This is a genomic window from Desulfosporosinus fructosivorans (genome assembly GCF_004766045.1).
GTDB lineage: Bacteria > Bacillota > Desulfitobacteriia > Desulfitobacteriales > Desulfitobacteriaceae > Desulfosporosinus > Desulfosporosinus fructosivorans.
Genome location: NZ_SPQQ01000003.1, coordinates 22,334 through 36,529, shown reverse-complemented (window position 1 = coordinate 36,529; position 14,196 = coordinate 22,334). Strand labels below are relative to the sequence as shown.

Genomic DNA, 14,196 nt, shown 5'->3' with positions numbered 1-14,196 from the left:
TGCTATTTAAGCAGGATTTACTTAATTAAGCATTAATCCGATTCTCTAAACCCATCTCTTTAATTTTCCTATAAAGAGTTGAACGACTCATTCCCAGAGATCTCGCAGCACTTTCTTTGGCAAGACTACCAGTGCCAAACCTATTCAATGCCTCAATTAGGGCATTTTTTTCCAAATCAGCGATTGACTGAATATGCTTTTGATGCTGGGTCGGCGGTATAGTCGTAATATGTTCAATAATTCGTTCCGGTAGATAATTTCCATCAACGAACACGTCAGGGCAGACGTTAGCAGAGTACTCAATGGCATTTTCCAATTCCCGTACATTACCCGGCCATGGGTATTCATACATTGTCGCTAGAGCATCCTTTGTATAGCCTTGAATATATTTTTCCAGAATCAAATTGTACTTTTCGATGAAAAAGTGAATAAGCAACTCCAGGTCTTCCTTTCTTTCCCTCAAAGGCGGAATATGGAAAGGTATGACACTCAAACGATAAAACAGATCACTTCGGAATTGGTTAGTCTGAATCATTTCTTCCAAGTTCCTATTGGTGGAAGCGATAATTCGAACGTCCACAACTAACGACTTAGTCCCACCTACTCGCTCAATAGTAAAGTCTTGGAGTACGCGCAATAGTTTAACTTGTAAATGCAATGGCATGTCACCGATCTCGTCAAGCAATATGGTTCCACCATTGGCCAATTCAAATTTTCCTGGTTTGCCATTACGTCGCGCTCCTGTGAATGCTCCTTCTTCATAACCGAACAACTCACTCTCAAGAAGATTTTCGGGGATAGACCCGCAATTTAAGGCAATAAAAGGAGCATTCTTCCTTAGGCTTTCTTGATGAATCGCACGCGCAAAAAGTTCCTTACCCGTGCCGCTTTCACCCGTGATAAGAACTGTTGAATCCGTTGTTGCTACTCGACGCATTTTCTTTTTAATATCTGTGATTGTCGTGTTTTGGCTAAGAATACCATCAAAGGTATACTTACGCTCTTCCCGGATAACGCGCCCAGCTAACTTACGCATTTCTCCGATTGAGCGAATTGAGATTACGAATCCACAAACCTCTTTTCCATACTTAACTTCCGTAACAGTACTCATAAAATGCAATGTGTGATGACTGTTTTTGTAATATATATCTTGCTCAATATAAGGTTTAGTCATTGTCAGGAGCATTGACATGGTGATTCCGGAAAAGACTTTTTCTACCAAACTTCCGTATAGTAGATTAGCTTGTACCTTAAGTAGCTCTTCAGCAGAGCGATTAAGATGAGTTATTTTACCGTGACAGTCTACGGCCACAATACCTTCACGTACAGAATTAATCAAAGTATCAAATTGTTCGGCCATCCTCTCGGTTTGTTTATATAGCGCCATTTCGTTAATTTTTCCTAATATTAATTCAACTAAGTGCTGTAAAAAAGTTTCGAATTTCTCGACGTCATTTAATAAATTTTCCTTTTGAGTTTCATTGAAGGCGTATAATGAGATCGAACCAATTATTTTATCTCTAAATTTAATAGGGTATAACAGGCCCGCCAATACTTTACAGGTTTCCTTGAGATTACAGTTCTGACATAGCTGGCATTGCATTGGATTGGATAATATAAAACTCTTCTTCGTGAATTTCAACTGATAACTTATTGATCCTGAACCATAAATAATTCCAATTTGATCTTTATACTTTCCAGTCCCCGCTATGACCTCTAGGTACTCATCCACAATGGCAACCTCGAAATCAAGTACAGCTGCAAATGCATCCGCAACACGTTGGATATAAGTTTGAACTGACTTAAGATTAAATAAGCGTGCGCCATCTTTTTTCAAGTTATTACCTCCCTCTTTCTTCCGGCGACGTAGATAAAAAGCTTACCTTATGTCCAGATCAGGATGGAATTTCTCGATTTTATGGATTCCGTTATCTAATTCTAGTCAATTATTGTTCCGATTAATAATCATAAAACTGCTTAGATTAATATCACACCTACCATAATCATAGCACCATTCTTCTCGAACAAATCACTACATTCATGCTCGTTTTGCTACATCTATATCCATAAACGAAAATTCCGACTATTCTTTTTATTGATATTTATCTATAAAATTATTTAAGAGGCTTTCACTACCTTATATGTGTGAAAGCCTCCTATTTTAGGATTTACGAACCGCTATATTATTGAGGATCAATACTTCCCGATTAAAATTCTGCCCTCGGAAAGTTCTTATCAGAGCTATGTCCCTTACGTACATCGCTCAAGAACGGCAATGCTACAACGATAGAGGCAGTCTGGAGCGCACTTAATTCTCCAGCTATCAATTTCCCTTAGGCCTGTGGTACGGATACTGTTATAACTGCAACCGTCTTACCGCTGCTATCCTTGAAAGGTACATAGACTTTTAGATACCCGCTGATAAGGGAACTAGTGGTCGTCCCACTTTTCATAACTTCACCAACTGTAGTTGGGGTGGCATACCCTTTTAAAACTCTTTCAGCACCTTGTTTAACACTGGAAGATATTCTCTCTTCCCCAACAAAAATGGATACCCCCATGGTCCCTGGAAACAGCTTTTCAACATCATCCACCATTTTGTAATTACCATTTTCGGTATAGGTACCCTTACTCAAAGTGGTTCCCGAAACTTTCCAATCTCCAGGGTAATTCTTATTGAGCAAGTCGTTTATTTTTGTTTCTGCAGCAATCTGAACTGCTTTGTCAACTGTTGAAGCTGGAGTTTCCGTGGGATGACCTTCGGGCAGTTGAGATACGCCAGCTTGTGGTTGAGTTACTTTTGGAACTTCAACTTTAGATTCCTTTGTGCAGCCAGTAAGCGAGACCATCAGGATCATGATGGTTACTCCAATCAATACTTTCTTCCTAAACATAGTTCCTCCTTATGTCCGCGAAATTTACCAAGTGCCAGAAGATGTCTCCACTTCTATGAGTGGAATCTACATTCAGCACAATTCATGATTATATCTTCGTTTCATAATATACTATTGCCTATAAATAGGCAAAAAACATACCTGAGTTAAAAAGTACTTAGGGCTTGCACAAAGACTAAAGCTTGAGCGTAGATTATATCACGACAAATGTTATCTCATCAACAAATTAGGAAGAAGGGACGAAAAACGGTGACTGACCTCAAGCATTGTCCTCATCAGTGGACCCAAAAAGATTCATTTATTCCAGTTTGGGTTTCATCTATGCCACCAACTACGGTGTGCCCTCAACAGAATCACGCAGTTACTCCGAATCCAGTTTTCCCTAATCATGCGACTCTACCAACGTGTACCCCTCTTGAAGTAAAAAAAACGGCTCCAGGTACAGTATTAGTCACAGTATCGATCCCTACAGAATCCATTTTCACCTTGCCAACAAAAGCACTAGAAATCAAAATGATTAGAAAGAACCTTAGAATAACTCAATGTCGTTTTTTTAACCACTTACCACCAGTATGTGGTATTCCAAACGATACTCCAAAGTTGTTTCTTGGAGGGTTTGTACGCAAAGATATTCAATATTCTGAACCGATCCGACAAACTGCAACCACAGTGGAAGGTACCATTAAAGATTTTGTCATTGATCTGCCCTTTACGTGTGTTGTTGACCTCGGGGGTACCCATTCCATATCACCAACCCTTTTTAACCAGCAGCAAGAGTACGAATTTTCAAGTACGACGTCGCTACCTTTGGGGTTCTCGCCTAAAGACAAACTCATATCGGGTGACCTCAACGAATTTAACGTTATAAGCCAACAATATTTTAACACCTCACCAAATTGTGAGCTTATCTACAGTCAGATCAATGAGATGGATGACCCACTCGACCGTGTACGGTTGCCAGGTGGACCATTTGAAGAGGGTTTTTTCAGAACTGTGCAAGAAAAGATGATTATTTTGATCCAACTTCGTCTGACCTTCCCAACCGAGTTTAATCCCCCACACCCATTGCCATCTTCCAGAGCTTAAATGTGATGGTCAAACCCGAATGTGTGCGGTCATCCTAATCCGTTTCTCACAGTGACAACAAAACTATTGCGATGTATTCTTAGAGGAATGACTCAATAGCCACCTCTATTGCCTATATAAATGGAATCAATTAACGACTCGTCCCAAACCTATTAGGTCTAGTGCGAGCCGTTAACTTAGTATTTTCAACTATTTCATAATCATAACTGAACTTGCTTTAATAAGGGCGCTGACATCGTCGCCAACTTTAAGATCCATTGAATCTGCCGACCCAGTAGTTATAGAAGCGACTACCATCGATTGACCACCGATGTCGATGGTAACTTCAGTAGATACTGGACCTGCACCAGCTGGTTACCGCGTTTCCACTGGCATCAGTTTCTCAGATTCCACCGAGTTTTCTTTAGCTGTCATTTCCTGCGGCGTTACCCGATAAACCGAAACCGCATTTCCATCCATTGAAGAGCGATAGTTCTCAATCAACGTGCTGGTTAAAGGGTGACTGTAATAGCTTGGCATAAACTTGTCAAGCACCTTCTGGAGAGCCTCAGTGGCCTCTTCAGGATCAGTCACCTTTTCAGCCTTTCCAAAAATCATGACGCTTATGTAGGCTGTATCAGCGTGGCAGGGAACTGGATCAGTCACGGTACTCTGTTCCTTATAGATCGTGAAACAAACGAAGGGATTTTGGGAAAGAATCTCTTCCTTTTTACCCGAACCCATGCCATGAAAGTAAACTGCACCGTTATGCCATACATAGTTCACCGGAACGGCGTACGGAAAAATACCACTGACCATGCCGAGCACGCCGTTTCTTTCCTGCACAAGGAAGGTTTCGATTTTCTGCTGATCTGTGCAGTTTCTCTTTGTATAACTAACCTGATTCATTAAAGTTCACCCTTTCTATCCATTGCTTCTAGTTGCGTAAGAAACATATCCATCCATCGATTGTTTTGTTCGATATATTCAGGGTGAGCAAGCACTTCCTCCGGCGTCTGCACATATACGTTAGGAACCATTTCTTCCCCGCAATTTTCAACAAGGCCCTTGATGATCGCTGGAGTATTTTCCAGATGAAACTGAAATCCGAAGACCCTTTTTCTATAAATGAAGGCCTGATGCTGGCAGGCATCGTTTTCTGCTATGTTTTGCGCGTCTTCGGGCAGAACACTGAAGGTGTCCCCGTGCCACTGGAATACGACTGGCTGTTGAGGAAAAAAAGAAAATAAAGGGGATGACCTAACTTCCTCACTCAAACAGATTGGAAACCAGCCAATTTCCTGATAAAGATTCCGAGTCACCTTGCCGCCTATCGCATCGGCAAGCAATTGAGCTCCAAGACATAGGCCGATAATTACTTTACCAGAGGCAATGGCCTCCCGGATGAACACTTTTTCAGCGGCAAGCCACGGATAGTCTTCTTCAGCATAGATGTTCATCGGACCACCCATGACCACCAGCCAATCGAAATCCTGCTGTTTTGGGAGAGGGTCATTTTTGTATAATTGCGTATTTGTTATAACACCACCATTTTCCTTTGCCCATATTAATATACTGCCCGGATCTTCGAACGGGACATGTTGCAAATAGTGAAGCCTCATCTTTCTTTCATCCTTTCCTAATAATTTTAACGATCGATTCCAGCGGCAAGCTGCACATTTCAATAAATGAGCGATCCCCTCGTTCTCCACTTCAGGTGGGGTAAACTCTCCTGAAGCCTCAATGTTCAGCTTTAGCTGAACGAGTTACTTTCACTGATCACAAGCATCACAAGTTACATTCATATAACTTAATTTCGACTTTTGCACGATGGGCACAGTATAAGAAGCAGGCGTTGTTTTCTCAGTTTGCAAAAGCTTTATATACGCTTCGGGTAACCCTTGCTCTTTTGCACCTTGCACAATGAAATTTAAGTATTCCATGCTTGGAGGTTTCGCTGCTTGCAAGATATTTTTTTTATAAATCATAGCCTCAATCGTGCCCTGCTCCCTATTGATTACCTCCACCGGATAGTGAAAATACGGCCCCGTCCCATCAATACGAACATCATGATACTCATCGAGTGACTCACAATCAAAAAACTGCAATTCGTATAATACTCCCCATACTTCTGATTGCCGATCCGGAATGACCGTTTCCTGGGCTCCATCCCAAATGCCAGAATATCCGTAAAATTCAACCTTGTAACCCGGTAGGCAAGCAATACCGAGTACCTTGGGACTCAAACACCTTTGCTTGATTTGAGCCAAGTTCATATTCGAACCATAGGCAAAATAATAGTGAGTAATTTCCTTCATTATTGTCTCCTCTTTTCAACGATCATGCCAGAACCTGATAACCATCAGGAACTGGCATGATCCAACAGATTTCCAGCTCAAGCCTATAATCATTGCTTGCTCAGAGCCTTCAGGCCTATAGTACACCTTACCATACATTTAGTATCCATTCCTTATTCTTTTTGTACTCCATATCGATGAACAGCGTGTTCGCCATCTCTTCGGCGAGCCAGATCGCGCCCGCATAACCGACGACAGGATGACGGTACAATCCCGCCCGGTCGTAGGTAGGGAAACCCACGCGAACCATCGGGATATTATTGTCAATAGAAATGAACCTCCCTTTGGAATGACCCAAGATGAGATCGAGTTCTAAGCCCTGGTTTTTGATTCGGTCTTCCAGTTCCCACAGATCCGAATTGCAGATAATCTGCATATCAAAATCGACTTTTTCCTGAAATGCCTTGATGCGTGGGTCGTCGTGATAGGTTACATTGTCGTCGCCGAGCAGAAGCAGCACAGGCTTCATCTCGAGATCGAGACAAAATTCCGCCAAACCTATGACAAGATCGGGGTGCCCGTAGATAGCGACTCGCTTATCGGCGAAAAACATGTGCACCAGATCGGTCAGCGCATCAATAGCAATTCCGCGTTCGCGAACGAGAGACTCCGGAATTGGCTTGCCAGTCATTTTTTTCAGATTCTGCAGAAAGGTATCCGTGTTGCGGATGCCAATCGGGGTCGGCCCTATTATGGTCGGTATGTCAAATTCGTTGGCCAGATATTGGGCGGCTTTTCCGCCTTCGTACTTGTTCAGCGCAATCGTTCCCAGCGCATTCGCCGTTCCGATCAATTCCTCGACCGTCGTACTGCCGTGGGAAACTGCGCTTTTATCTGAATCTGGCATTATGGGGGAATCGAAGCTTTCAATTTCGAAAAGAACGGTTGCCTCCACCTTCATTTCTGCCAGAAGGTGCTTGAGTGCTGTTACGTCTCCCGGATTGACCCAGCCAGTAATCAGGTTGACTTTTCCGTTGGGTTGGTCTTTTTTGGCCAGCGTCTGGACAAAAGCCTCTAGCGCGACATCGTATCCGGTCACCTGACTTCCCTTAAAACTGGGGGTATGAATCGAAATAAGATGGACCTCTCGATTGGCATATTTTTCTTTCAATAGCCCTTGATTAAGTTTTCGAACCACCCCATCGACGTCGTCACCTATGACTTCCGTCGAGCAGGTTGTGATGATCGGTATGACTTTCACATGGGGATACCGCATTAAAACCACATCGACCGCTTCCTCGACACGATGGACGGCACCAAACACCGCAGCATCCTCGTGTAGAGATGAAGACGCGATATCAAAGTTTTCCTTGAAATGCTGAGCGAATAACAAGCGGACGAACATAACACAGCCCTGTCCTCCATGAACGATCCCCAGACAATCCTTGATTCCTATGCTAGCATACTGTGCGCCTGCGGGCTGGCAGGTAAATATCGGGTTGATAATACCGACACGTTCTTTTTCTTTTAACTCACAAGCCATAGTATGACTCCCTTTCCTATTAACTTTGTTTTACATCCACTGTGACTGAACTGCTCTGCTCTTTAATACTTAGGATCCGTAAGTTCTTGATTAAGCGACCCCGTAATCGTTAAATAGTCCAGCCGGTCTTTAAGTCCCTGCATGAGCACCTGAATATCTTTTTTGTCCAAGGTAGCTAACCACGGATAGGTTGCTTGGAAGTCCCTAGCCAAGAGTACGGCATCCACCCAATAGCAACGGTCTGCCGGAGTTTCGAGCTCGACGGGTTCCTCACACAATAACTGCCTAGTTTTGGTTAGGATTCCCTCGTTTTGTTTCTCTCTGTCCCAAGCACGGGAGTGAAATTGCCACAAACACCATTTCATAATATAATCCACCAGTTGCTCAACTCTGTCTTTCAGAGTATCCTCCATAGTTTCTGCCATAATTTTCTCCATAGATATCCTGCCTCCTTATACCGCATCGGAGAACGGCCCTGATTCCGCGCCGGAAAGCGGTCCTGATAAACCCGGATAGATCTTCCCACGCAATTTTGAAACGCAGTCATAATCACCTGTATACGGTCTTTCCTCGCTGGGAGTTATCTCATCCTTACTGATCTTGACGTTAGAAATCATTTGCCGTGTCATAAACCCTGCATCTGACGACATCTCATCCTTGCTGATATCCAGGCCGGAAAGTTGATGAATTGGCGAATAGACTGCGTTGTAGATATCCCGCGCAAACCTGACCCATCCTTCAAACCCCTTATAAGGACCGTTGTGATAGGCATGTGCATTGAGGTATTGAACTCGCAGCTTTTTGGCCACCTCGCCAGGCCGAACGCCCGTGAAAATGACGTCGGGCTTTAACATCTTCATGGCCTCGATTCCTTCCAGCTCGTTGGGATCGTCGATGGCCAGCGCGCCTTCTTGACAGCGGGCAATGCCTTTTTCCATGTCACCCTGATGCCCGAATTTCGTATAGACCGAGACAACCTCGACTCCCATCTCTTCATGAATGACATTGGCCCAATGCCAGAGTTTGGAACCGCCCGGCCAGAGGCAGACTTTAATCCCTTGCAGACGTTTCGCATACCAGTCAAATTCTGGTCTCCAGCGGGCCGTTTCTTCATCGATAAGTTTCTGAGCTTCCTTTTCCAGCCCAAAGAACATGGCGACCTTCATCAGGGACTCCGAAAGTGGTTTAAATCCAAATCCCTCGATATCTAGACGCGGAATCCCGTATCTTACTCGAAGTTCGTTACAGATGTACTCCGACGAACGCGCACATTCCAGGACATTGAGGTGTGCCCGATGCATCCCTCTGAGCGAGTCATAGGACCCGTTACCCGTGAAGCAGGAAAGAACTTGAATGCCCATTCTCTGAAAATAGTCCACCATGACTTCCGTATCCCCCTGAATGTTATAGTCGCCGACGTAATTGATGACGTGTTGACTGGTAATTTCCGGTTCGAACGTTCCAACCTTCTGATCGAGCCAGGCGAGATTGATTTTGTGATGTCCTCCCGACTGGCTTGGTCCCGCGAACCCTGGAGAATTGCAGACGAAGATATCAACCTCGGGCTTTTCTTCCATCACTTCTTGAGCAATCGCCCCAATATCATCTCCGATCAACGCTGTCGCGCAGGTTTGGTAGATGCTCATCCGTTTGATATCCGGAAAGGCCTCAAACGCCTCCATAATATTCTGCTTGAGCATTTTCTCAGCTCCGAAGATGATGTGTTTTTCCTTGACATCCGTCGCATAGGTATATTTGAGCTGGAAGTTGTCGTTATCGCTGATATAGCGTTTCGTTTGCCAGGTATCATAGGTGCAGCCAACCGGTCCATGACTCATATGGATGACATCCTTCATGGGGGCACCGATCACATGCTTTGCGCCGCAGTACGCACACCCGCGTTCCGAAATCGTGCCTGGAATGGTGTTGAGGTATCCCAGAGGAAGGCACGATGTCAAATCTTCTCCTGGACCTTTTATTACAGCATGCTTTTCCCGTTCAGGAATACACTCGCTACATTTAAATTTGTGATAGGGCATAATTTTTTCCTCCTTTATTGAATATCCTGATCACTATTCCGCTAGATTGCCGCATCTCCGGATTCCTGAGTTCTAACTCGGACTGCATCAAGCGTCGGCAGCACGAAGATTTTTCCGTCACCAACCTTGTACTCTGTTTGATTGGCCTTAATTATAGCAGCGATAATCTTGGGTACGTCTTCGTCATGGGCCAGAACGTTAAACAACCTGCGGGGGAATAAACGAGTGCCATCTAAAAATTCGGTGATCATCTTTTCTGTAACCTGATCATCTTTCTGGGCCAAGGCTAATAATGTCTTTCTACGTTCCGCAATGACGGATTTATCTTCGACCAGCTTGCCGCGCCCCATAACCTTCGAGGCAGTAAAACCAGCGGCCCCAACTTCGATCAGTGCTTTTTTAGTAGTACTGACCTTATTCATTCTGACTACGGCTATAATTTCTTTCATAACGCCACCTCCTTTACAGCCCAGCAACGCCGCTGGAAACGGTGTACACTTCATCGATAGGGCTGACAATTATTTTCCCATCGCCAAAAGCTCCTGTTTCCCCGGTCTTAGCATGACGGAAAATAACCTCCAGCACCTTATCTTTATCTCCATCATTAACAGCTAACATAATCAGACTTTTAGGAATTTCATCATAAATAACGTCACCAAACGTAATGCCCTTTTGTTTACCACGGCCTACAACGTCAACTACAGTCGCAGCATGAAACCCAGCTTTGGAAAGTTCATCAAGAATTACTTCTTTTTTATCGGGTCTAATAATCGCTCGAATCAAAATCATAATATCTGTCGCCTCCCTTGTTTTCGTATTTATCGATAATTCCAGTGCTCGACAAGTCTAATCTATTCGTTTTACAATCTGAATTGAATAGGGATTACACACTGAAATCATCGCTTAATCTGCTAAGCCGTATTTAACAACCATAGCCTCTAATTCATCCATAGTCATTGGTTTAGGAATAACAAAATTCTTATTCTCAATAATCTTGCGTGCTAGTTCTCCATATTCGTGGGCTTGATTCTCTTCAGGGTCAAATTCAACCACTGTCTTTTTGTTGAATTCAGCCTTTTGAACGACATTATCGCGAGGTACGAAGTAAAGCAGCTGTGTGCCGATCGCTGCTGCGAACTCTTCCAGAAATTCTTTTTCCTTATCCACTTTACGGCTATTGCAAATGATCCCACCAAGGCGAACACCACTTTGCTTGGCATATTTTAGTAGACCTTTGCAAATATTATTGGCTGCATAGACCGCCATCATCTCTCCTGAAGCAACGATATAAACTTCCTGAGCCTTACCCTCGCGAATCGGCATCGCAAATCCACCGCAGACAACATCACCCAGGACATCGAAGAACACAAAGTCTAAATCCGGAGTATATGCTCCATTTTTTTCCATTAAATCAATGGCAGTAATGACCCCACGACCGGCACATCCTACTCCTGGTTCAGGACCACCTGACTCAACACATCGAATTCCACCGAAACCTGTTTTTACAACTCTATCAATGGTCACCTTGGCTTCACCTTCATCACGAAGTACGTCCATCAAGGTTTGTTGATTCATCCCGCCAAGAATCAGACGCGTTGAGTCTGCTTTTGGGTCACAGCCATGGATGAATACCTTTTGATTGTAGAAATGCACCATTGCAGCGGCTGTGTTTTGTTGTGTGGTTGATTTTCCAATTCCACCTTTACCATAAATAGCAATTTTTCTGGTCATTTTCAAGAACTCCTTTCATATACCCATTAACCACTTCCGAGACACCTACTTCTAGAAGTGGGTGTTCCGCTTTCACTTCGTTGACGATAGTCTCATACTCTTCCAGTGGAGAGTATCGCCGGAGCCGTGATTCGTAAAGGAATAGCCACTGGCGGAGAATAGTGTATCGCCGAGCCGCCTTTTCCTTTACGAAAGCCCCCCCATATGATCGATATAAGCGCCATCGCATCACCTCCCATAATCAATTTGGGAAAAATACAAAGTGAGCCCCTAATTCTAAAAATTAAAGGCTCACTAAATCACTTTTCCACTCCGAATCATCGCTCGATTCGGTGCCTAGTTATGAAATTGTACTGATCGCTAAGGGGTAACTGTAACTTCCCCATATCACTCTATCACTCTATCACTCTGTTGCTCTGTTGCTCTACCACTCTGTCTGATCTGTTTAATTTGCATTCACCTGCTTGAGCCGTTAGAATCTGAAATCGTTCTTTACCCATCGTAATGGTCCCATTATCTGAATCAGCTGCCATCGCATCACCTCCTTTAATTTAATTATAAAATAACAAAGTGAGCCCTTAATTCGTAGAATTAAAGGCTCACTTTATCACTTTTCCACTCCAAATCCTTTGTCGATTTGGTGCCCGTTTATAAAATTGTACTAATTTTCTCTAATACTCTAATACTTATCACTTTAATCAAAGATGCATAACGCCCAATCCCACCCGCGCGTGTTCCGATAGTGGATGAAGGGAGGATTGTCCATAAATTGCTACAGCAAGCCATTCGAAGTTTGTTGCTAACCCAATTTTCAGTGCCAGACTTGCATTGCTGTTGGTATGAGTAAAAACGCTGTTGCTGGCTTCCGAGGTTGCATGGATAAGTGCGTGAATCATTCGGGCTTCCTTGGGAAGGGTGCCCGTATTAATCGCTGTTGACATAACCGAGTTCAATAATCTGCCCGAATTTCCGAGATTCGTTACTGTTCCTCCAAGTCCGGTCACAGCACAACGTATGTCGAACAATTCACTAAGAGATTTCTTAAGTTCTTCTTCATCTTCTCTTGTTTCGGTCAGGGCTAGCAGGATTGCTGCCCTCTCTATGGAAGGGTTTCTATCTTTATCCAAAGTTAATTGAACTATAACCCCTCCTCTCAATAATATTTTTTCCATTTTGTATCATTTAATTATTAATTATTTTCCATATAGTATTGGTTCGTGTTACTTTGTATCATTATACGTATTATATTTTGGTGTGTCAATACTCTTTTAAAACTTTCTATCCAGCTTTTATTTAGATACCTCATGCCTTTTCTCCTGGATTTTATACAAACCTGTGGTTTTTCATTTAATTGTTGCAGTGTCAATTTATACTTTAAATTATGATATAATCTCTATATATTGAAAAGAAAGGTAAGTTGTACACTATGGTTGAGAATAAAGCCTTAACACCGCAAGAGGTTGCCGATGTCTTAAAAATTTCTAAAAGTACCGTTTATGATCTAATGAAACGTAGAGAATTGAATGCCTATAGAGTTGGGAAGAAATTACGTGTCGATTTAGAAGATGTGGAGAACTATAAGAATAAAACCAAAGATGTCAAACACATCAACACATTAGCACTTGAACCAAGTAGGCCTATTTCTTCGCCTATTTATGAAGAAACGCATGATAAAAGCAGCTCTTTTATCATATCAGGCCAAGATGTTATTTTAGATATTTTATGCCGTTACTTAGACCGCCAACCAAACGGAGTACGCGCCTTACGTTCCTATGCAGGAAGTTATAATGCCGTATATGCACTTTATCAAGGAGAGGTTCAAATGGCCACTGCTCATATGTGGGATGGTAAAACCGGGGAATATAATGTGCCTTATATTGAAAGAATGCTTCCGGGCACTCCAGCCGTAGTTATACGACTTGCCAGCCGTATGCAAGGTTTCTATGTCGCAAAAGGGAATCCGAAAAACATTAAAGATTGGAACGATTTGCGCCGCTCTGATATTACAATTATTAATCGGGAAAAAGGCAGTGGCACAAGAATATTACTGGATGAGCACTTGCGCAAACTGGGCATTTCAGGTAGATCGATTAATGGCTATTCGAGAGAATCTCAGTCTCATCTTGCCATCGCTAGTACTGTTGCCCGCGGGGATGCAGACCTTGGCATCGGCAATGAAAAGGCATGTTTACAGGTCCAGGGAATTGATTTCATACCCATCCAAAAAGAGCAATATGACATGATCATAAAAAAAGAAGACTTAAACTGCCCAGCCTTTGAGGCGATTTTTGAAATAATCCGTTCTGACGAGTTTAAATTTGAATTACAAGGGCTAGGCGGCTATGGCCTTACTGAACTAGGAAAAGTGATTGCTGAAACTTGACCTTTATCTTGGCAAAATTTTAACTATATTACCAAACAGTATGAGTTTGTAGCAAATGTTCCTTCAACTAAGAAGCACCCGCATGGATGCTTCTTAGTTTTATTATGTACCTAAGTTTGATCCTTTCCACTGGATAGAGCAATTTCGCCTTCAATCGCTGAGGCTCTACCCTAGTACAAAATATGTGAACTTTAGACCAATAGAATATAGGAGAAATCGAACATCCAAGTTTGGGTGTAGGAAT

General features: G+C 43.0%; 16 protein-coding genes and 1 pseudogene. 2 read left to right on the top strand and 15 right to left on the bottom strand.

The window, feature by feature from the left end; genetic code table 11:
* Positions 1–25 precede the first annotated feature (25 nt).
* Together E4K67_RS08280 and E4K67_RS08275 are read right to left on the bottom strand one after the other, a co-directional pair.
* Positions 26–1,837, bottom strand: coding sequence for a sigma-54 interaction domain-containing protein (locus E4K67_RS08280; protein WP_135545964.1), 1,812 nt, complete (start codon positions 1,835–1,837; stop codon positions 26–28).
* Positions 1,838–2,333: 496 nt separating this feature from the next.
* Complete coding sequence (locus tag E4K67_RS08275; protein ID WP_135545963.1) at positions 2,334–2,894, bottom strand: cache domain-containing protein; 561 nt, start codon at positions 2,892–2,894, stop codon at positions 2,334–2,336.
* A gap of 249 nt (positions 2,895–3,143) precedes the next feature.
* Here E4K67_RS08275 and E4K67_RS08270 point away from each other — a divergent pair, with 249 nt between their 5' ends.
* Positions 3,144–3,980, top strand: a complete 837-nt coding sequence (locus tag E4K67_RS08270) for a CsxC family protein (protein ID WP_135546854.1) — start codon at positions 3,144–3,146, stop codon at positions 3,978–3,980.
* Positions 3,981–4,169: 189 nt separating this feature from the next.
* Here E4K67_RS08270 and E4K67_RS08265 read toward each other — a convergent pair.
* The 13 genes and pseudogenes from E4K67_RS08265 to E4K67_RS08215 form a co-directional block, all read right to left on the bottom strand.
* Positions 4,170–4,310, bottom strand: a pseudogene (locus E4K67_RS08265) (TOBE domain-containing protein); the annotation flags it as partial.
* A gap of 24 nt (positions 4,311–4,334) precedes the next feature.
* The gene (locus E4K67_RS08260; protein WP_135545961.1) at positions 4,335–4,868 is read right to left on the bottom strand and encodes a pyridoxamine 5'-phosphate oxidase family protein; all 534 of its coding nucleotides are present in this window, start codon (positions 4,866–4,868) and stop codon (positions 4,335–4,337) included.
* Positions 4,868–5,581: a type 1 glutamine amidotransferase gene (locus tag E4K67_RS08255; protein ID WP_135546852.1), complete on the bottom strand. Its 714-nt coding sequence runs from the start codon at positions 5,579–5,581 to the stop codon at positions 4,868–4,870. The genes E4K67_RS08260 and E4K67_RS08255 overlap by 1 nt, the downstream gene beginning before the upstream one ends.
* Positions 5,582–5,731: 150 nt before the next feature.
* Positions 5,732–6,277, bottom strand: a complete 546-nt coding sequence (locus E4K67_RS08250; protein ID WP_135545960.1) for a gamma-glutamylcyclotransferase family protein — start codon at positions 6,275–6,277, stop codon at positions 5,732–5,734.
* A 127-nt stretch (positions 6,278–6,404) separates the two neighbouring features.
* Complete coding sequence (anfK, locus tag E4K67_RS08245) at positions 6,405–7,799, bottom strand: Fe-only nitrogenase subunit beta (RefSeq protein WP_135545959.1); 1,395 nt, start codon at positions 7,797–7,799, stop codon at positions 6,405–6,407.
* Positions 7,800–7,861: 62 nt separating this feature from the next.
* Positions 7,862–8,212, bottom strand: a complete 351-nt coding sequence (gene anfG / locus E4K67_RS08240) for a Fe-only nitrogenase subunit delta (protein WP_135546850.1) — start codon at positions 8,210–8,212, stop codon at positions 7,862–7,864.
* 39 nt (positions 8,213–8,251) lie between these two features.
* Positions 8,252–9,838 (bottom strand): nitrogenase iron-iron protein, alpha chain, encoded by a 1,587-nt coding sequence (anfD, locus tag E4K67_RS08235; protein ID WP_135545958.1) that lies wholly within the window; start codon positions 9,836–9,838, stop codon positions 8,252–8,254.
* Between the two features lie 41 nt (positions 9,839–9,879).
* Positions 9,880–10,287, bottom strand: coding sequence for a P-II family nitrogen regulator (locus E4K67_RS08230; RefSeq protein ID WP_135545957.1), 408 nt, complete (start codon positions 10,285–10,287; stop codon positions 9,880–9,882).
* A gap of 13 nt (positions 10,288–10,300) precedes the next feature.
* Positions 10,301–10,627 (bottom strand): P-II family nitrogen regulator, encoded by a 327-nt coding sequence (locus E4K67_RS08225; RefSeq protein WP_135545956.1) that lies wholly within the window; start codon positions 10,625–10,627, stop codon positions 10,301–10,303.
* A gap of 114 nt (positions 10,628–10,741) precedes the next feature.
* Positions 10,742–11,569: a nitrogenase iron protein gene (nifH, locus tag E4K67_RS08220; RefSeq protein ID WP_135545955.1), complete on the bottom strand. Its 828-nt coding sequence runs from the start codon at positions 11,567–11,569 to the stop codon at positions 10,742–10,744.
* A gap of 92 nt (positions 11,570–11,661) precedes the next feature.
* Positions 11,662–11,793 carry a hypothetical protein gene (locus tag E4K67_RS31060; protein WP_274594839.1) on the bottom strand — a complete coding sequence of 44 codons (132 nt, stop codon included), beginning with the start codon at positions 11,791–11,793 and terminating at the stop codon, positions 11,662–11,664.
* A 171-nt stretch (positions 11,794–11,964) separates the two neighbouring features.
* Positions 11,965–12,102, bottom strand: a complete 138-nt coding sequence (locus E4K67_RS29690; protein ID WP_158408439.1) for a hypothetical protein — start codon at positions 12,100–12,102, stop codon at positions 11,965–11,967.
* 165 nt (positions 12,103–12,267) lie between these two features.
* The gene (locus tag E4K67_RS08215; protein ID WP_135545954.1) at positions 12,268–12,741 is read right to left on the bottom strand and encodes a HutP family protein; all 474 of its coding nucleotides are present in this window, start codon (positions 12,739–12,741) and stop codon (positions 12,268–12,270) included.
* A 254-nt stretch (positions 12,742–12,995) separates the two neighbouring features.
* Here E4K67_RS08215 and E4K67_RS08210 point away from each other — a divergent pair, with 254 nt between their 5' ends.
* A complete protein-coding gene (locus tag E4K67_RS08210) occupies positions 12,996–13,952 on the top strand; it encodes a helix-turn-helix transcriptional regulator (protein WP_135545953.1) in 957 nt (318 codons plus the stop codon).
* Positions 13,953–14,196 lie beyond the last annotated feature (244 nt).

What these genes read in the sequence shown, in the direction of transcription:
- anfK (WP_135545959.1), bottom strand. Translation starts at nt 7,799, where the DNA reads ATGGCTTGTGAGTTAAAAGAAAAAGAACGTGTCGGTATTATCAACCCG.
- E4K67_RS08250 (WP_135545960.1), bottom strand. Translation starts at nt 6,277, where the DNA reads ATGAAGGAAATTACTCACTATTATTTTGCCTATGGTTCGAATATGAAC.
- E4K67_RS08225 (WP_135545956.1), bottom strand. Translation starts at nt 10,627, where the DNA reads ATGATTTTGATTCGAGCGATTATTAGACCCGATAAAAAAGAAGTAATT.
- E4K67_RS08215 (WP_135545954.1), bottom strand. Translation starts at nt 12,741, where the DNA reads ATGGAAAAAATATTATTGAGAGGAGGGGTTATAGTTCAATTAACTTTG.
- E4K67_RS08255 (WP_135546852.1), bottom strand. Translation starts at nt 5,581, where the DNA reads ATGAGGCTTCACTATTTGCAACATGTCCCGTTCGAAGATCCGGGCAGT.
- nifH (WP_135545955.1), bottom strand. Translation starts at nt 11,569, where the DNA reads ATGACCAGAAAAATTGCTATTTATGGTAAAGGTGGAATTGGAAAATCA.
- E4K67_RS29690 (WP_158408439.1), bottom strand. Translation starts at nt 12,102, where the DNA reads ATGGCAGCTGATTCAGATAATGGGACCATTACGATGGGTAAAGAACGA.
- anfG (WP_135546850.1), bottom strand. Translation starts at nt 8,212, where the DNA reads ATGGAGGATACTCTGAAAGACAGAGTTGAGCAACTGGTGGATTATATT.
- E4K67_RS31060 (WP_274594839.1), bottom strand. Translation starts at nt 11,793, where the DNA reads ATGGCGCTTATATCGATCATATGGGGGGGCTTTCGTAAAGGAAAAGGC.
- E4K67_RS08230 (WP_135545957.1), bottom strand. Translation starts at nt 10,287, where the DNA reads ATGAAAGAAATTATAGCCGTAGTCAGAATGAATAAGGTCAGTACTACT.
- anfD (WP_135545958.1), bottom strand. Translation starts at nt 9,838, where the DNA reads ATGCCCTATCACAAATTTAAATGTAGCGAGTGTATTCCTGAACGGGAA.
- E4K67_RS08210 (WP_135545953.1), top strand. Translation starts at nt 12,996, where the DNA reads ATGGTTGAGAATAAAGCCTTAACACCGCAAGAGGTTGCCGATGTCTTA.
- E4K67_RS08260 (WP_135545961.1), bottom strand. Translation starts at nt 4,868, where the DNA reads ATGAATCAGGTTAGTTATACAAAGAGAAACTGCACAGATCAGCAGAAA.
- E4K67_RS08275 (WP_135545963.1), bottom strand. Translation starts at nt 2,894, where the DNA reads ATGTTTAGGAAGAAAGTATTGATTGGAGTAACCATCATGATCCTGATG.